Annotated in this window: 18 protein-coding genes and 1 pseudogene; 7 read left to right on the plus strand and 12 right to left on the minus strand. The window is 37.5% G+C overall.

The window, feature by feature from the left end:
• Positions 1-43: 43 nt before the first annotated feature.
• The 6 genes from PCY14_RS03415 to PCY14_RS03440 all read right to left on the minus strand — a co-directional run bounded on the left by PCY14_RS03415 (position 44) and on the right by PCY14_RS03440 (position 4,927).
• Positions 44-433, minus strand: coding sequence for a hypothetical protein (locus PCY14_RS03415; protein WP_293936996.1), 390 nt, complete (start codon positions 431-433; stop codon positions 44-46).
• 159 nt (positions 434-592) lie between these two features.
• Complete coding sequence (locus tag PCY14_RS03420; RefSeq protein WP_037599119.1) at positions 593-1,120, minus strand: VanZ family protein; 528 nt, start codon at positions 1,118-1,120, stop codon at positions 593-595.
• A gap of 1 nt (position 1,121) precedes the next feature.
• The gene (gene rlmN / locus PCY14_RS03425) at positions 1,122-2,231 is read right to left on the minus strand and encodes a 23S rRNA (adenine(2503)-C(2))-methyltransferase RlmN (RefSeq protein ID WP_301363179.1); all 1,110 of its coding nucleotides are present in this window, start codon (positions 2,229-2,231) and stop codon (positions 1,122-1,124) included.
• Positions 2,232-2,294: 63 nt separating this feature from the next.
• Positions 2,295-3,023, minus strand: a complete 729-nt coding sequence (locus PCY14_RS03430) for a YutD family protein (protein WP_021152532.1) — start codon at positions 3,021-3,023, stop codon at positions 2,295-2,297.
• A gap of 29 nt (positions 3,024-3,052) precedes the next feature.
• Positions 3,053-4,426 (minus strand): bifunctional UDP-sugar hydrolase/5'-nucleotidase, encoded by a 1,374-nt coding sequence (locus tag PCY14_RS03435; RefSeq protein ID WP_021146426.1) that lies wholly within the window; start codon positions 4,424-4,426, stop codon positions 3,053-3,055.
• Positions 4,427-4,696: 270 nt separating this feature from the next.
• Positions 4,697-4,927 carry a hypothetical protein gene (locus PCY14_RS03440; RefSeq protein ID WP_021152533.1) on the minus strand — a complete coding sequence of 77 codons (231 nt, stop codon included), beginning with the start codon at positions 4,925-4,927 and terminating at the stop codon, positions 4,697-4,699.
• A gap of 358 nt (positions 4,928-5,285) precedes the next feature.
• Between PCY14_RS03440 and PCY14_RS03445 the strand changes: the two genes are divergently transcribed.
• A complete protein-coding gene (locus PCY14_RS03445) occupies positions 5,286-6,026 on the plus strand; it encodes an ABC transporter ATP-binding protein (protein WP_002887480.1) in 741 nt (246 codons plus the stop codon).
• 3 nt (positions 6,027-6,029) lie between these two features.
• Complete coding sequence (locus PCY14_RS03450) at positions 6,030-7,337, plus strand: FtsX-like permease family protein (protein ID WP_021152667.1); 1,308 nt, start codon at positions 6,030-6,032, stop codon at positions 7,335-7,337.
• Positions 7,338-7,431: 94 nt separating this feature from the next.
• Here PCY14_RS03450 and PCY14_RS03455 read toward each other — a convergent pair whose 3' ends face one another.
• The 5 genes from PCY14_RS03455 to PCY14_RS03475 all read right to left on the minus strand — a co-directional run bounded on the left by PCY14_RS03455 (position 7,432) and on the right by PCY14_RS03475 (position 11,432).
• Positions 7,432-8,916 carry a site-specific integrase gene (locus tag PCY14_RS03455; protein WP_002887476.1) on the minus strand — a complete coding sequence of 495 codons (1,485 nt, stop codon included), beginning with the start codon at positions 8,914-8,916 and terminating at the stop codon, positions 7,432-7,434.
• Between the two features lie 9 nt (positions 8,917-8,925).
• Positions 8,926-9,174 (minus strand): hypothetical protein, encoded by a 249-nt coding sequence (locus PCY14_RS03460; protein WP_014632502.1) that lies wholly within the window; start codon positions 9,172-9,174, stop codon positions 8,926-8,928.
• Between the two features lie 65 nt (positions 9,175-9,239).
• Positions 9,240-10,268 carry a replication initiation factor domain-containing protein gene (locus PCY14_RS03465; RefSeq protein ID WP_301363164.1) on the minus strand — a complete coding sequence of 343 codons (1,029 nt, stop codon included), beginning with the start codon at positions 10,266-10,268 and terminating at the stop codon, positions 9,240-9,242.
• Positions 10,269-10,270: 2 nt separating this feature from the next.
• Positions 10,271-10,702 carry a hypothetical protein gene (locus PCY14_RS03470; protein WP_002887471.1) on the minus strand — a complete coding sequence of 144 codons (432 nt, stop codon included), beginning with the start codon at positions 10,700-10,702 and terminating at the stop codon, positions 10,271-10,273.
• Between the two features lie 274 nt (positions 10,703-10,976).
• On the minus strand, positions 10,977-11,432 hold the full coding sequence (locus PCY14_RS03475) for a hypothetical protein (protein WP_021146624.1): 456 nt from the start codon (positions 11,430-11,432) through the stop codon (positions 10,977-10,979).
• Between the two features lie 534 nt (positions 11,433-11,966).
• On the opposite strand from PCY14_RS03475, the gene PCY14_RS03480 reads away from it, so the two are divergent.
• Positions 11,967-12,887, plus strand: coding sequence for a helix-turn-helix domain-containing protein (locus PCY14_RS03480; RefSeq protein ID WP_301363165.1), 921 nt, complete (start codon positions 11,967-11,969; stop codon positions 12,885-12,887).
• A 20-nt stretch (positions 12,888-12,907) separates the two neighbouring features.
• Positions 12,908-14,026, plus strand: coding sequence for a Fic family protein (locus tag PCY14_RS03485; RefSeq protein WP_021152672.1), 1,119 nt, complete (start codon positions 12,908-12,910; stop codon positions 14,024-14,026).
• A 408-nt stretch (positions 14,027-14,434) separates the two neighbouring features.
• Here PCY14_RS03485 and PCY14_RS03490 read toward each other — a convergent pair whose 3' ends face one another.
• A complete protein-coding gene (locus tag PCY14_RS03490; protein ID WP_301363166.1) occupies positions 14,435-14,620 on the minus strand; it encodes a FanG protein in 186 nt (61 codons plus the stop codon).
• 28 nt (positions 14,621-14,648) lie between these two features.
• Between PCY14_RS03490 and PCY14_RS03495 the strand changes: the two genes are divergently transcribed.
• From PCY14_RS03495 to PCY14_RS03505, 3 genes and pseudogenes are all read left to right on the plus strand, one after another.
• Positions 14,649-15,263: a CadD family cadmium resistance transporter gene (locus PCY14_RS03495; RefSeq protein ID WP_301363168.1), complete on the plus strand. Its 615-nt coding sequence runs from the start codon at positions 14,649-14,651 to the stop codon at positions 15,261-15,263.
• 11 nt (positions 15,264-15,274) lie between these two features.
• Positions 15,275-15,613 (plus strand): Cd(II)/Zn(II)-sensing metalloregulatory transcriptional regulator CadX, encoded by a 339-nt coding sequence (cadX, locus tag PCY14_RS03500; RefSeq protein ID WP_037612666.1) that lies wholly within the window; start codon positions 15,275-15,277, stop codon positions 15,611-15,613.
• Between the two features lie 43 nt (positions 15,614-15,656).
• Positions 15,657-16,403: pseudogene (locus PCY14_RS03505) on the plus strand (XRE family transcriptional regulator); the annotation flags it as partial.
• Positions 16,404-16,419 lie beyond the last annotated feature (16 nt).

The following is a 16,419-nucleotide window of genomic DNA, read 5'->3' on the forward strand; positions in this document are numbered from 1 at the left end:
CCTCCTATCCTTACAAATGGGTGATTATTAGTCTAACGACAGCTTACTTCCAATAACGGTAGATTGTCCCATCTTCTAGCTCAAAATAGCCAATATAAGTCAGTTTGCCAAAGTCAGTAGACTCTGGCAATTGATAGGCAAAGGAATCAAAATTATAGACCTTATGCCCACCATCCATAGAGTATCTTTCCTTGTCATGAATGACTGACGCATCCTTCTTAGGGCTCCAAATGCGTCTGATGTCATCAGACGTCTTATACTCTCTGACAAAATTGTACAATTCAAAGTTAGTTGCCTCACTGAGATAGCGACCATCGGTGTTGTAGTTGGCTAATTGAGCCTCTCTCTTAGACTCAGAATAATTCCAAACCTGTCCTCTTTCTCGCATGATATCGGCATCACGACCACTTTGATAAGTATCTGCCTTAACCATCGTCATTGTTACTCCTAACGTTAATACGGTGACTACTGTCATCATTAAGTGTTTCATTGTTTCTCCAAACGTGTTTATTCATTTTTCCCTCTTTTGAATGTGTTGTATTTGTATGATAGAAAATAAGTGAAACCTGAGACGCGTAAGCTCCCAGGTTTTTTACTCTTTAAAATGCGTTTGAATCAGTTTTACAAGAAGGCGGTAGGCACCTAGTGCCACCAAACCACCCAAAGTATTGGTCCATAAATCATCTAGCTCAAAGACACGATTAGCATCAATGAGAAGGTCTAGAATCACTTGTCCGACCTCAATCGCCAAAGACATGGCAAAAGTCGCTAAAAGGACCTTTTTCCAAGACCTGAATCTTGGGTACAAGGCTAAAAGCCCTAAAATCAGCGGACTCAGCAAGAAAATGTTGGTCACATTTTGCCCAAGCACAAAGACAATCTCTTTAAGACTATCTAGCTGATAAAAGTTGGTCAAACTATTGAATGGGGTTAATAGGACCACGACACGACCAAAATGTTGAATACCAGGGGTTTCAACACCTTCAACTAGCCCGTACTGGGGTGTCCAACATAGGAGCACTAAACAAAGGAGATAAGCACAGACCAAAACTCGGCTTAGCTTTCTTCCTTTTGGTGTTAGTTCTCCATCCTTATCTACCCAAGTCTTAAGCTGAAACATCTTACTTACCTTCTGATTTACCAGAAGCTTCTGCCACTGCCTTTTGACGGTCGCGTTTCATAGTGTTTGAACGCAATTGTCCACAAGCAGCATCGATATCTGTACCGTGCTCTTGACGAACCACGCAGTTAACCCCATTTTTCTTGAGCACATCGTAGAAGGCAGCCACACGTTCTTTCGTTGAACGGCTATATTGGTCGTGCTCTGATACTGGGTTATATGGAATCAAGTTGATGTATGACAACTTACGGATTTTCTTCGTCAAATCAGCCAACTCTTGTGCATTTTCAGGATGGTCATTGACCTCATTAAGCATGATATACTCAAAAGTTACACGACGGTTGGTTGTCTGGATGTAATACTCGATAGCTTCAAAGAGTTTTTCAAGTGGGAACGAGCGGTTGATACGCATGATGCTTGAACGAAGGTCATTGTTAGGCGCGTGAAGTGACACGGCAAGGTTAACTTGAACACCTTCGTTAGCAAATTCCTTAATTTTTGGTGCCAAACCTGATGTTGACACGGTGATATGACGCGCTCCGATAGCAAGACCATTGTCATTGTTAATGGTACGCAAGAAGCGAAGCACATTGTCATAGTTATCAAATGGCTCACCTATACCCATAACAACCACGTGGCTGACACGTTCACCGTCGCCACGATCATCAAAGTATTTTTGTACCAACATGATTTGCGCCACAATCTCACCAGCAGTCAAGTCACGTTGTTTCTTAATCAAACCACTGGCACAGAAAGTACAACCAATGTTACATCCAACCTGAGTTGTCACACAGACAGACAACCCATAGTGTTGACGCATCAAAACCGTCTCAATCAACATACCATCTGGCAATTCAAAAAGATATTTAACGGTACCATCTTTAGATTCTTGAACGATACGTTGTTTCAATGGGTTTACGCAGAAATTCTCATTCAATTTAGCAATGAAATCCTTTGAAATGTTGGTCATTTCTTCGAAAGATTGCACACGCTTCTTGTAGAGCCAATCCCAAATTTGAGTAGCACGGAATTTCTTTTCACCATGTTCCATAGCCCAGTCAATCAACTCCTCACGAGTAAAACCATAGATAGATGGTTTGTAACCTTCCATATCTTCCAACTTCTGGCGTTTACGACGTTCTGGCTTTGCTTGTCTTGTTACTTCTGACATCCTTTAATTTCCTTTTTTTCTGATTGTAAAATGATGACCATCTGACTTGGTCTTGCTTGGTTTCTTCGATACGTTATTGGGGATTTTAGACTTTGAGGCCTGCTTCTGACTTTTCTTGAAGTTTGACTTGCGCTCACGGCCGCCATCCTCTGGTCTTGATTTAAACTTAGGACGTCGCTTGATTTTCTCAAAGCTTGGCCCCTCTTGATCCCTGTCTCTTCGTTTGGGCTTATCCGACTTTTGCTTGCCAGAAGCCTTCTGTCCTTTATTCTTTTGCGAAGCATTACGATCTTTCTCTCTAGCTTCTTGAGAAGAGTTGCGACGACTATTCGAACGACGACGCTTGCGTCGAGGCTCATTTTCCTCTTCAAAGACAATTAGCTGTGGTTCTTCATTTTTCAAAATAAAATAGGCACAACCAAAGGCACAGTACTCACGCAAATACTCTGACAAACGGCTAATACGCTCCGTCTTTCGAGTATTTGGGCGTTCGTCCTCGTAAAATCCCTTAAGGCGAAGCTGATCATTTGACCAATCTCCAACAATATAATCATACTTGAGCATGATTTCAGAAAAACGTTGCCCAAAACGGGTCGCGTCTAAGGCATCCTTATGATTTTCAAGAACCGTAAACTGACAGGCATCTGATTTCAGAAGGTCGGCCACATACACAAAGTCTGGCCCTGGATATTTATTATAATTAAACATTTCTGGCAAGATTTCTTTACGCATGTGCCATCCTTTCTGCTGACTCTTATTTTCTATCTTGATGCTGTGATAATGCTCTTATCCCAATTGGCACCATTTTTTCTCAAATATTTGGCCACAAGTTCCCTTAACAGGTCTGGAAAAAGAAGAGTCGCATCCTTTTCCTTGATGGTAGGGAAATAAGCAGCATAGTAGTACTGATCCACAAGGACCAAACTAAACTTTTCATGAGAATCTACAACCCTACCATTATACAATAAATTACCGTTTTTGTAAGCAAAATTCCCTGTGATTACCTGACCAAATGTTTTTCCACGGAAGCCCATGCCTTTAATGGTTTGATTTCTGAGGAGTTCTGCCTTGGTGAAAACTTCTTGACAAATTTCTTTGAGCTCTTGGCCGGTCACTACCAGACGGGCCATTCGCATTTGATGGGGCAGGGCTTCTTGTAGGTCTGCCATGGTCACTTGAGGACCTAGTGTTTTCATGATGAGTCCAGTATTTAAAACCGTTAACTGACTATCTGTCTCTTGACAAACAGCTTCTAGCACCACCTGACAAGTCTCATCAAAACTCAATTTTCGACCTAAATCGGCCACCTTTTCCTGAGCTAATCGACGATAGCCTTCCTCTCGCATGGCCTGAATAAAGACTTGGTCTTCCTTGTCCAAATCTAAAAGATAGGTTTTGGTAGGAATAGCTACAATCTGACACTCCCTTAATTGCCCGTCTTCCACAGTCAAGTCAATGCAGCCGATATAATAACCATACCTATCTGCAGCCGCCAAATAAGTCTCATTAATCAATTTACCCTCTTCAAACAGGTGGTGGGTATGGCTCCCGATAATAAGATTCACCTGAGGGTAAGTCTCTGCAATCTGCTCATCATAGCGTATTCCTAAATGACTAAGCAGCACGACTAGGTCTGCATCCTGAACCTCAGGACGAGCCAAATCCTCCTCTAACTGCGTAAGCGGATTCAAAACCTCCCAACCATTTGGAGCATAGGTGACATAATATGGAAACGTATAAGCTAGAAAAGCAATCTTTGTTCCCGCTTTAGTTTGATAAATCAAATAAGGCTTAGCCCAGTCAGGCTGTCGGCCCTTGTCCTTGAGATTTCCTATGATAGGCTGAAAATTAGCCTGCTCATAAAGACAGTCTAGCTCAGCCTTAGCCAGTCCAATCCCTTCATTATTTCCAATAGTCGCATAATCTATTCCCAACTCATTCATCAGGGCGACATTAAAACGCCCAGCTGTCGCATCGGATAAGGGGTGGGACTTATCCACATTGTCCCCAAGATCTACCTTAATCAGCTCTCTATCCGTCTGACTCAAATCATCCACAGCTCGCTTGAGTTGTGGATACTGTTCGAAATGAGAATGTAAATCGTTAATATGGAGAATTCGAATCGTGTCTTTCATGACTTCTATTTTAGCACTTTTACCATAAAAAAACTTGACATTCAATCTGCCAAGCCTTTAACTATTTTTCAAACAGGAAGGTATTCCTAGTTAACTTTCTTTTTTAAATATTCTTCTGCGAGATGATAAACGTCATCTGCCAGGGATATACTGACATAGATGCACACAATTGAGAAAACACCTCCTCTAAAGTGTTGCCAAGCAAGGAATATAAGCCCATAAATCAGGAGCGCAAGTACTATTTGGCCAAAAAATTGACTCAGTAATCGCCTAATAACGACAAGTAAGCCCATAAGTAATCCCACCTTTAATACCATAACCAATACCCTTTAAGGCTGCACCTTGCCAAGTACCTGTTTGAATACCACCTTTAACGGCTCCTCCAACAGCCCCGACACCTACAGCAGCTGTAGCTCCCCAAAAACTACATGCTCCACCCACAATGGTAGAAAGATCTTTGAAATCAAGCATGTCAATCTTATCAATAGTTTGTATTGTCATTAAAGCAACCTCCTCAAAAAAATCAAATCATAGCTCTTTATTTCAAGCTTTGACTTGATTATAAGTCAGAAGCCAACAAAAAAATAGTGACATCAATGTCACTACTTTTTTGTTGGGGGGTGGATTCAGCTTTGGAATTACAATTTATTTTATTTTTACTGAGGTAAAATAATTAAGATAAGAAAAGCCTATGAAACTCATGTTTCTAGGCTTTTTTCGTGCTTAAATTGCGGTTTTGTCTGATTTTTATCTGATTGAATTATTTCTAACTTTTATTTACCAAACTATTATTTATTCACTTACAACAGCTTATTAAAAATGATACAATAGAAAAAAGTCAACTTATAGGAGAATGACTATGAAAACACAGGCAATCGAAGTAACAAACCTTGCTAAGTCGTTTGAATTAAGCAAGGGTAAGACTGTTCAGATTTTAAACGGTCTCAGTTTATCAGCTAACTATGGTGAATTTATATCTATATTAGGTGTCAGTGGTTCTGGAAAATCAACACTATTAAAATGTATGTCAGGTCTATTGCAACCAAGTCAAGGAAAGGTTGAGATTCAAGGTTTAGATCCCTATCAAACTAGTCCTAATAAACTTGCTAAACTAAGACGTGAGTCCTTAGCGTTTATCTTCCAATCCTATAATTTGGTACCTGCACTACCTATTATTGAAAATATCGCCTTACCTTTAAGATTATCAGGCAAAAAGGTCAACAACCAAGAGATACTTGAATTACTGGAAAAATTGCAATTCAAGGCAGATAGCAAAGCCTTCCCTTCAACCTTATCTGGTGGTGAACAACAAAAAATAGCTATTGCACGAGCTATTTTAGCAGATAGTCAGATTATTTTTGCAGATGAGCCTACTGGTGCGCTTGATAGTACCTCTCGTCAAATTGTTTTTGATATTTTAAGAACACTAGCTAATCAGGGGAAATGTATCCTCATGGTTACTCACGATATTGAGCTAGCTTCAAAAACTGACCGAGCACTCATCCTTAAGGATGGTTTGATTTCCCAAGAAATTATAAAACCTAAGTCTGAAGAATTAACTAAGGCTTTAGGTATAGAGACTGATGTAAGGGAGAGATAAATCATGTTAAAACTCATTTATTACCAATGGAGATATAGTTGGAAAGAATGGACCGCAACTGTACCTGTCTTTTTTATGGCAAGTCTCATTTCAGGGATATCCCTTTCAGGCGACTTTAATATTATAGCAAACAAGGACGTACTACTCAGTGTTCAAACAGACCCAAGCCCAGTATTCCTTATGCCCATTTTCTTTGGCGGGCTAACTCTTTTTCTTATTATTTCCAGTCTCATTGCTAGTCTTTTAAATTATTTCAAATCGGATTATCAACTTTGGGAAATTTTAGGTGCTAACCGCTGGCAGTTGTCAATTTTAGTTGCTGGACAAATTAGTTTAATGGCATTTATTTCCAGTATACCTGGTGCTCTCATTGCAACACCGATAAGCCGTTACTACTATTATTATTTACAGAAGTATTTTGGCAAAGGTATGATGCCAGATTTAAACTTTGGTTCTCAACCGTTGGCACTGCTTGCTACCGTAGCTTTAATTTCTAGTCTCGCTTTTGTTAGTGGGTACTTCTATACCAGTAAACTCCTTAAACAGAAAGTCGAACGAAAAACTTTTAAATTTTGGATAATTGTTAAGAAAGCAGTCCCATGGGCTATTTTAGTTGCCCTATATGCTTCCCTTTTATTTATGTTTTATCATTCAGAACCACTATTGGGTACTGGTTCCTTGCTTTATCTCATGCTAGTCAATGTTTTTGCTATCTATGCTCTATCTCCCTATCTTCAAATTGGTATTATCAAACTTTTATCACCCGTACTACTTAGCCACAGGTATGCCCCAATCCTTGCAAAATGGCAAATTCTAAGTCAAAAATCTTATCTTAAAGCCATTAATGCTTCGGTTGTTGCTGGAATTACATTGGTTGGGAGTTTTCAACTACTCTCGCAAAATATCTTTTCTTTCTTTCAAGAAGACGGTGAATTAGAATTATTAGTTTCCTTTATTGCCTTTTTCCTAGCTCCTGTACTATTAATATTAGCAAACGTAGTCTCCATGACATTATTGTCTGTCCGCCAGGAGGCCAAAGAGCAGGAACAGTTAGCCACATTAGGAGTTTCCCCTGCTCAACTGTTGCATACAAAACTTTGGGAAAGTCTTATTATAACGGGACTAGCGTTCTTTATTTCCCTAGTGATTAACCTTGCAATGATTGGTCTGATGAACCATTCACTCAGATTGTTGAAAATGGGAATGACTAATTGGACAGGTCTTTTCCTTCCAGCTATCATCCTATCTACACTACTCTTTCTTTTGACTTTCATCACTAAAGTAAGCCATATTAAGAAACAAACATTTTAAGAAAGAAGCCTATGAAACGCATGTTTCTAGGCTTTTTTCTAATGTTCAAAATTCTATTTCATCTAGTTTTTATCTGATTAAAGTTTAACTTTTGTTACTCAATCAACTTCTCTAGCTTTTCAACCGCTCCTCTCATGGTGTCTTTTTGTTTCTTAATCACGTGGAGATAGACACGTTCAATCTCCTTAGAATCCTCCGAGTGTCCGACAAATTCTCGAATGGTTGGGAGATCAATGCCTTCACTTGCCATAATGGAAATAAAGCTATGGCGAAACATATGAGGAATGACATGAATCGGTCTCCCAAAGTCTAGGAAATTATCAATATCCTTATAGGACTTACCTGCCTTCTTATTATACTTTACTGACTGACTAGAACCACCTCTCAGGAATTGTGATAGCTCGTTGTGATAAAGCGGAGAACCTTGCCTATTACCTGCCCTGATATAGGTTCTAGTAAAGAGATAGCCCAAGTCTTGGTAAGTCGGATTGAATTGAGCTTGAAACTTATTTCTGTCAATGTAGTGTCGCAAGATTTTCTCTACCTCAGAACTCATTGGAATCGTACGGACACTTTCCTTAGTCTTAAGGTCTGCTCGGTAACGTTCCTTTTCATCAAGATTAAGAGCTTCCATAACCTCATCTGATTTATTTTTACTTGCCCTCTGCCAATGAACCTTTATCCACTTTCCCTCAAAATCAAGCATATCTTCATTCAAACCCAAAACCTCACTTGGTCTCATGCCTGTTAGGAAAATCATTCTCAACACGTCTGCAATAAGTTGATTATCAGACCTATCTGTCCAGCTTTCTATCAGGCGGAGAACATAGTTAACTTCGCTTGCTTCTAAGTATTTTTCCGCAATGTCTTCACGTTTCTTATTCTGCTCCTCACTCTTTGTCAGAACTCGCCTTTTAACCTTGTTATTAGTAATCGGGTCTTGTGTAAGAGTAATTTGTCCATTTTCCACTGACCAGTCAAAAATCATCTTAAGGTAGATATGCAGGTTTCTTGCCATGTGCATAGAAGAAACATTGATAAGATTTTGAATTTCATCTGTCATAGAGGCAAATTTTGTGATAGATATTCTTGTATCAAAGTTAGGCTCAATATAACGGTTGTAGATAGTAACTCTTGTTTTAAGGGTATTATTGGCTGGCTTGACCCTCTCATGCCATGCTCTAAAGGCTTTACCATAAAGATTTCCATCTTCATCAAAGGGCTTGGCGATTTCTTCTAGGGTTAAAATCCTCTTTGCTTTCTTGGGTGTTACGCCTGTTACCTCAGCAATATAGTCATCAACTAATTTATTTAGTTCTTGCGTGACCTGTGTAATCAGTTGCGAGTTTTTTATATCACTGACCAAGAGACGCTCTTTCCCAGATGATGTTTTCTTACTTGGTCTTGCCTTAGTAGTAAACCACCCTTTACTAGCACCTGTAGAAAGGTATTTCTTGTGAGATTTTTTAGTAATAGGGTGGGTAAATCGCATAGCGAATTTCACCAAGACGTTACCCGCCTTATTAGGGTCTGGTCGCCAAGAACTGATGATGAGTACTCTTGAACCATTATCTCTCATAGGTACCCCCTACACTATCTTTGCAACATACTGGTTAGTAATTTTGTAGTCAAACCATACTACAAAGACTTCTGAGTGGATAAAGACGTTGCCATGCGTTCCTTTGATGCCGAAGGCGTATGGACTGTCTTTCATCTGACGAATATAGCTATTAAGTGTTGCAACTGTCATGCCATGCCAGAGTTCATCTAAAAAGACGGATTTTCGGTACCAGTTACGGGTCAAGTCAAAATCATGTTCTGTTTTTAATATTGCCATTGAATTCTCCTTCTATTCTAGTTATAGTCAAGATAGTTATTTTTAGAAAGGCGGATTGTAGCGTTTTACAAGTCGTCTTTTCTTATGCCCCAATAGGCTGAGCTTAATTGCTCTTGTTTGTACTGCTGAATGTCTGTTTCGTCTACTTTCGTTAGCTTAGATATACCAAGCTCAAGTAGGTGCTGAATATAATTATCTGCCTTTTCTTGTCCATGTGATTCTGCTTTTGCCACATAGAGTTTCCCGAGTGTTCGTGAGACTTGTTTTTCTGTCCATAGCTCAGACTGTTTTAGAGTTGGCTTCGTTCGCTTAACACTCAAGACAGTCTTTTCTTTTGTCTCTAGGTAGTCATTCCACCACTTTACATTTTTTCTTCGCCAACGGTTAGAATCCTTGTCTCTCGGACTGACAAAACGATAATGTCCGTTAATTGCCTCAAAGTAAATCTCTTTGAGCGGTCGCCCATCTTTTATCTGTTTAGCTAATAAATTTGCCTTTTCTTGCCAACATCTAAGCTCTGCTCTTGTCCATGATGATGGCGTTTCTGGTAAATCTTTGTCTAGTTTTTTCTCTAACAGCTTGTTATAGATACACCATTGCTGAGTACCTCTAACACCAAGCGTTACCATCTTACCAACCTTTTCACCATTTTCAAGAATACTCTTTTCATGGTAATCAAAGGTTTTAGCAGTTGATATGCAGAGTTGCCTTTTACAGTAACTGTAAATAAGTGGGACGGATAGGCTGTCGTCAAAGATATCATTGGCGATATCTAGCCTTGTGACGTTACTATGATATTCAGAAATACGCTTCATTAATGTTACCCAATTATTGACATTGCTTTCCATGTATTCTTCATATTGACGGCACCCCTGCCCTCTCAGTTCGATAAAGACCCCCATTTTCGATTCCCAATCCTTATTGAAATAAACCTTTATCTCTGAGAAGGCATAATGCCGTTGGTACTTGTTTATACCCCATTCATTGAGGACAAACTTGTCTTTAGGAAGAAGGAGGATTTTCTCAATGACATCATCTGGGGCTAAGCCTTTAATCGTTACAGCTAAATAGTCTAACATCACTGAGTTATCCATGTTTAGGCTCCAATAAATTTAATATCGGTTGCCACTAGCTTTAAGCCACCCCAATTTCCACCACCATTACTGTTAGCTCGCCAACCAAGGTGGACTTCTGGATTTACAAGTTCTACTACGAGAGAATTCAGCTCATCCTTCTCAACGGATTTAACTAACTTGTCAAGATTATCTACAATCTCCAAACGAATGCTCTTAAGGTCATCAGGGGAATAACCCAAGTCTTTCAAGGCCTGAATTTTGTCTGTATCTTGTACAGAACAAGTAATTTTAGCCACTTCATCTGTCGCAATGCTTTCGCCATTGATATTTTTATAGACTGGAGCAACCCGTGAAGAAAGGATAGTCACTTTCTTTGGAATGTCAAATTGTGATTTATCCAATTTCAAATCGCCTACTTTTACAGTTTCGTCTGTTAAGTTAAATTTTGTCATGTATTTTTCTCCTGTTCATAAAAACTACGCCTACATGAAATCTGTCGTAAACCATTGATATCATGGGCTTTATAAAGGTTCTTTCGTGAATTTTGCTTCAAATCACTAAATTCCTTGCGTATCAAGGGATTTGACCACATTTCATGTATGTGTGCACCCCCTAATAGGGGCTGGGGTGCAAATGTCAAATCGAGTTCAGCCGTTTGCCACCTTCCCCACCTGCTCTGGGCTACCGTGTTGACCACTCGCCCAGCGGTGGGGTGGCGAACCGTCTTCATCGATGAAAGAATCCAAGTCTCTTAGATGATTTCTCTTCCGTCTCTTTCTCCAAGGTCTGGATTCTAGCCAGAAGCACTTCTAACTCCTGTTTCAACTTTGCTAGGTTCCTTCGATAATCTTCTTGGATTTCCTTAAAGGAGACCTCTAGCTCATCAACAAGTTCTCTAATAGGCTTTTGAGAATCATTTTCTTTAGAAAACTCATAAGCGCTTAGAATTGCACTTTCTAGCCCCAACGAAGACTTCTTATCAGCAATCGCTTGAAAATGGTTTAGGTCATCTTCTGTAAAAAGATAAACTTTAGAATATGAGTTTCGACCCGTTCTCACCCTACTTTCTTTAAATTGAGTATCGGTCAGGCTTTCAATTTTTAATCGCCACTTTTTCAGTGTTGAAACTGAGTTAAGACCGTCAACCCTGTCCACAACTTCTTGATAATCGTATTCATTCATTAGCTTACCTGTGTTTTCTGATTGAGAAAGTCAGTCGCAATCTGCAAAGCTCTAGATTCAATTAATCGCTCAGATCCCGTACCCTTGATAAGGTGATAGAGTTATCTGGCATCCAAATCATTACAATACTCTGGTTTGATTAAGACTATCTCTTTTGTCTCTTGTAAGTAGACTACCCACTCTATTATTTGTAGTCCCATACCTGTTAAATTCATAATTACCCCCTTTTCTGATTTTGGATAACTAGCATTTATCCGAAATAGATGGTATAATTACAATAATTAGATTTACTGTCCTTGAACGATGTACTAGGTTGTTCAAGGATTTTTTGTACCTTCCTTTCTTTTTTGATTGTTAGGTTAGCTCCTTTCTATCGAACATATACGTTTTTATGTACGAATGGTGTAAAATTTTTTGAGCAATCCTAATGCTCACCAATAATTATATACGATATCATACACGGCGTCAAGTGTTATCTCCAAAAAATGTACGATTTTATAAACTCCTGTGTTATAATGGTCTAAGAGGTAACTTATGTTTGAAATACTTAAACCTGATAAAAAGTCTGTGGGGCGAAGACTTAGACAAGTCAAGGATGAATTGAATTTATCCTTTACAGATTTTGGAAATCGTCTAGGACTCAAAAAATCAACCATTAATGCATATGTTAGAGGAGATAACTTAGCTCCTCTTGAAGTTTTAGAGAAAGTATCAAAAATCTATGGGAAACCTGTAGGTTGGTTTTACTATGGAGAACTAGAAGAATACATTGAACTTTATCTTAGAAAACTCGGTTATGGTAAATTTTTAGACGAATATCCTGAAACCCCATTAAAGATAAAAGATGAGCTTTTTAGGATTAAAACAAATCCAATACAATCCGTCACAATTAGCGGAGGGGTAAGCATTGGAACATTTGAAAATCCTGACTGGGAAAATCATTTTGGTTACCCAAGTGAAGGCTACTTAGACGACATCTTCTTTGAAATGCTCTATGACACGCTAAAAAATTCAATTAGACAGGAAGCTCAGAACTATCTAAGTCAGCAAAGGGGACTTGATGATACTAAAGTCAAAGAACTTTCTGATTACTTTGCCAATCAAATCTATACTTCATATGATTTTATCGGAAATCTAGAAAATCTTACCAAAGATAAAATCAAACAAGAAGTTAAAAAAGGCTATGAACGCCTACTTAAAGATTCACCTCAAGTAGGCGTAGAAGTTAGCTATGATTCCAATTACTTACTTGGTTTTCTGATAAATACACTTGCGGATAGCCAAACAACAAGACAGCTACTTTCAGATATATCCCAAGCAACAGTTGGTATGCCTTTTTCGCAATTTTATGAAGGTCATGAATTAGTCGATATTATCCAATCTATCAGACCTCGACTGATAGAACTTTACCATAATACAACCTTTGATGATTGGACTGACTGGGCGGAGAAATAACTTTAGATAGGAAGAAGAAAATGGATAGATTTAAAAATATACCCAAACCACATTTACCAAAAAAACTCCCTTTTGACTATACTTCAATATACACTGACCCTCAAATTATTAAGTTAGTCACTAAAGCCAATATTGCTATTGGTACTTATGAAGGATTTTTAGAATCCATCATTAATCCTATGCTGCTGATTTCTCCCTTGCTTAGCCAAGAAGCCGTTCTCTCCTCAAAACTTGAAGGAACTCATGCTACTTTGGAAGACTTACTTAATTATGAAGCGGGTAATAAAGTTGATATTGAGCGTGACGAATTGCATGAGATTATTAACTATCGAAAAGCACTCTTTTACGCTTTAGAAAACATCTCTATCATCAATAATAATGATTCTAAAGGCTTGCCTTTATCTAATAGAATTATTAAAGAAATGCACAAAATTCTTCTGGATAATGTTAGAGGTAGCAGTAAAAATCCTGGTAATTTTAAGAGAAACCAAAACTATATCGGTAGCATAGCTTCGATATCATACACTCCTGTCCCTGCGGAACAAACACCAGAATATATGTCTAACTTAGAGCAATATATCCATTATGATGATTTAGACCTATTGGTCCAGTCGGCAATTATTCATGCTCAATTTGAAATGATTCACCCTTTTGAAGACGGTAATGGACGAATTGGACGATTGCTCATACCACTGTTCCTATACTATCAAGAACTCCTTTCTTATCCAACCTTTTATATGAGTTCATACTTTGAAAAAGATAGGTCTCTTTACATATCTCACCTGTCAAATATTTCAAAAAATAACAACTGGAAAGACTGGTTTAAATACTATCTAGAAGGAGTGATATTGTCTGCAGAAGAGAGTACAAAAAAAGCTCAAGATATACTGAGCCTATATAATATCATGAAGGAACAAATCATCCCCAAACTTCATTCTGTATCAGGTATCCAGCTTCTTGACTTTATATTCTCAGCTCCAATTTTTAAGGCGAAACAAGTTAGTGAACACCTAAAAATTTCTGAACGAACCACTTATACCTTACTAAACAAGTTGATTGAGGAAGGCTATCTTTTAACTGATAACGCTCAAAGGAATAGAACCTACTATTGTCCTCAACTTCTTTCAATCGTTCAATAAGCTATCTCTTATTGAAGCAATACTCATTCCTGCTTCACTTATTTCTTCTTTAGTGAAGCGAAAGCCACTTTTACTTCACTTATTCATTTTTTAGTGAAGTGAAACCCGTTTTGGCTTCACTTATTTTTTGTTATATGAAGCAGAGCTGGTTTTCACTTCACTTAGTTAAAGAGTAGGATTTTATCTGATTTTTATCTGATTAAAACTAAAGAAAGGTCAAAATAACCCAATTTCATCAACAATTGAAAAGTTAAAAAGCCCATAAAATCAACGTTTCTGTCATTCATGAATATTACTAAACCATGCATTACGCTCACTGAGGTTAAGTAAGGGTTTCAGTACACACCAATAGACATCAAAATATTAATTTTAAGCGATTTTTGATTTTTTGAAACTCATTATATCGCACTACAAATCAATAAAAACTCTACCTTTTACTCTACCTTTTTTAGATAAATATATCATTTGGATATTGAAGTTAAGCCTTGCTATCATTTCGATGACAGGGCTTTTTAATATTTGGTACACTGACTTCTTATCTATATTTTGGTGGAGTTGGAGTTGACATCTACAAAGTTTAATGTTAGAATACATTCAAAAATATATTTGAATGAGGTGTTTTATGATTCAAAATATTGTTACTTCAATAATCCTGTATTCTGGGACAGCCGTAGACTTACTTATTATCCTAATGTTATTTTTTGCCAAAAGAAAAAGCAGAAAAGACATCATTAACATCTATTTAGGACAATTTCTAGGCTCTGTTAGTCTAATATTGCTAAGTTTGCTTTTTGCATTTGTCTTAAATTATATTCCTAGTAAAGAGATTTTAGGTTTACTCGGTTTGATTCCAATTTTCCTAGGCCTCAAAGTTTTGCTTTTAGGAGATTCTGATGGAGAAGCTATTGCAAAAGATGGTTTGCGAAAAGACAATAAAAACCTGATTTTTCTAGTCGCTATGATTACTTTTGCAAGTTGTGGCGCTGACAATATTGGTGTCTTTGTCCCATATTTTACCACCTTAAATTTAGCGAATTTGATAGTGACTTTACTTACTTTTCTAGTCATGATTTATCTCTTGGTTTTTTCTGCCCAAAAATTGGCACAAGTCCCTTCTGTTGGAGAAACTTTGGAAAAATATAGCAGATGGTTTATTGCCGTTGTCTATTTAGGACTGGGGATATATATCCTGATTGAAAACAACATTTTTGACATGCTATGGACTATGTTAGGCTAGGAGAAAAAATTATGAAAAAAGATAGTATCTGTCAAGTAGATGTTATAAATCAACAAAATGTTACAACCGCAACGAACTACCTTAAAAAGGAAAAAGTCCAAAAATCACTTCGCATTTTATCAAAATTTACCGATAATAAACAGATAAATATCATCTTTTATCTCCTTGCCGTCGAAGAACTCTGTGTCTGCGATATAGCCTTTTTACTAGAACTCAGTATGGCATCTGCCTCCCACCATCTTCGTAAACTAGCCAATCAAAACATCTTGGACACTAGAAGAGAGGGGAAAATTATATATTATTTTATAAAAGATGAGGAAATCAGAGATTTTTTTAATCAACTAGGATAACAACTATTTTTACTACTTTTCCATGATTATAGGAGGCTTATCTATGAAATTTTTTGATGAAAATTACTCACAAGAAATACCTGCTCGTATCAAATGTTTAAGAAAAAGTATAATTTAAAGCAAAGTGACTTAGGTAATGCAGGTCAAGTTAGCCAAGTTGAAAAGGGAAAGCGACAAGTTACCGCTTCAATATTGCTTTATTTGAATACTCAAACCGACTTAGACTATAAAGAAATTATTTTTGGAGATATTGCCAAGTTTTTTGAAAATATGTTTTACCACTGCTTCAGCTCTATTTTATTTAGAGATTTGGAAACTGTAGATAAAAGAATGAATTCTTTGTCGGATGATGACTTAATTCAATACAATCTAAATGTCTTAGACTTTCCAAGACATTCGCAAATTTCAATATTCAAAGAAAAATGTTTTGGCTTCTGATGAAACTGAAATGGATACTTTTCACAAAAAAGACGACATTGACATTACTGTTGGTGAAAAAAGTTATAACCTCGCTAGAAGTTTTAGAACCAGTACCATCAATGAATTGACTGTCATTGATTTTGAAGAAATGTTTGATATTCTTTGGTTGATGTTAGGGGATAATTTAATTAAATCATTTGAAGTTAATGTCTGTGGTATACTAATTGAATCAGACGGAAACGGCATACCCTCAACATTTAGGCAAGAAAACATTGATTCCCTCATCAATAAATGGTGGTATGATAATGTTTCGACAGAAATTATCCCTAATCTAATAAAAAAACTCAAAGAAAATCCACTATTCAATATCAGATTTAGTTTAGCTT

It is taken from the genome of Streptococcus sp. SV2, from assembly GCF_030440175.1.
Taxonomy (GTDB): Bacteria; Bacillota; Bacilli; order Lactobacillales; family Streptococcaceae; genus Streptococcus; species Streptococcus raffinosi.

Bases quoted from the DNA above. Each gene is read 5' to 3' on its own strand.
- PCY14_RS03490 (WP_301363166.1), bottom strand. From the start codon at position 14,620: ATGTATTCTAACATTAAACTTTGTAGATGTCAACTCCAACTCCACCAA.
- PCY14_RS03450 (WP_021152667.1), top strand. From the start codon at position 6,030: ATGTTAAAACTCATTTATTACCAATGGAGATATAGTTGGAAAGAATGG.
- PCY14_RS03430 (WP_021152532.1), bottom strand. From the start codon at position 3,023: ATGCGTAAAGAAATCTTGCCAGAAATGTTTAATTATAATAAATATCCA.
- PCY14_RS03435 (WP_021146426.1), bottom strand. From the start codon at position 4,426: ATGAAAGACACGATTCGAATTCTCCATATTAACGATTTACATTCTCAT.
- PCY14_RS03465 (WP_301363164.1), bottom strand. From the start codon at position 10,268: ATGGATAACTCAGTGATGTTAGACTATTTAGCTGTAACGATTAAAGGC.
- PCY14_RS03485 (WP_021152672.1), top strand. From the start codon at position 12,908: ATGGATAGATTTAAAAATATACCCAAACCACATTTACCAAAAAAACTC.
- PCY14_RS03440 (WP_021152533.1), bottom strand. From the start codon at position 4,927: ATGACAATACAAACTATTGATAAGATTGACATGCTTGATTTCAAAGAT.
- cadX (WP_037612666.1), top strand. From the start codon at position 15,275: ATGAAAAAAGATAGTATCTGTCAAGTAGATGTTATAAATCAACAAAAT.
- PCY14_RS03480 (WP_301363165.1), top strand. From the start codon at position 11,967: ATGTTTGAAATACTTAAACCTGATAAAAAGTCTGTGGGGCGAAGACTT.
- PCY14_RS03470 (WP_002887471.1), bottom strand. From the start codon at position 10,702: ATGACAAAATTTAACTTAACAGACGAAACTGTAAAAGTAGGCGATTTG.
- rlmN (WP_301363179.1), bottom strand. From the start codon at position 2,231: ATGGAAGGTTACAAACCATCTATCTATGGTTTTACTCGTGAGGAGTTG.
- PCY14_RS03445 (WP_002887480.1), top strand. From the start codon at position 5,286: ATGAAAACACAGGCAATCGAAGTAACAAACCTTGCTAAGTCGTTTGAA.
- PCY14_RS03475 (WP_021146624.1), bottom strand. From the start codon at position 11,432: ATGAATGAATACGATTATCAAGAAGTTGTGGACAGGGTTGACGGTCTT.
- PCY14_RS03495 (WP_301363168.1), top strand. From the start codon at position 14,649: ATGATTCAAAATATTGTTACTTCAATAATCCTGTATTCTGGGACAGCC.
- PCY14_RS03415 (WP_293936996.1), bottom strand. From the start codon at position 433: ATGGTTAAGGCAGATACTTATCAAAGTGGTCGTGATGCCGATATCATG.
- PCY14_RS03460 (WP_014632502.1), bottom strand. From the start codon at position 9,174: ATGGCAATATTAAAAACAGAACATGATTTTGACTTGACCCGTAACTGG.
- PCY14_RS03420 (WP_037599119.1), bottom strand. From the start codon at position 1,120: ATGTTTCAGCTTAAGACTTGGGTAGATAAGGATGGAGAACTAACACCA.
- PCY14_RS03455 (WP_002887476.1), bottom strand. From the start codon at position 8,916: ATGAGAGATAATGGTTCAAGAGTACTCATCATCAGTTCTTGGCGACCA.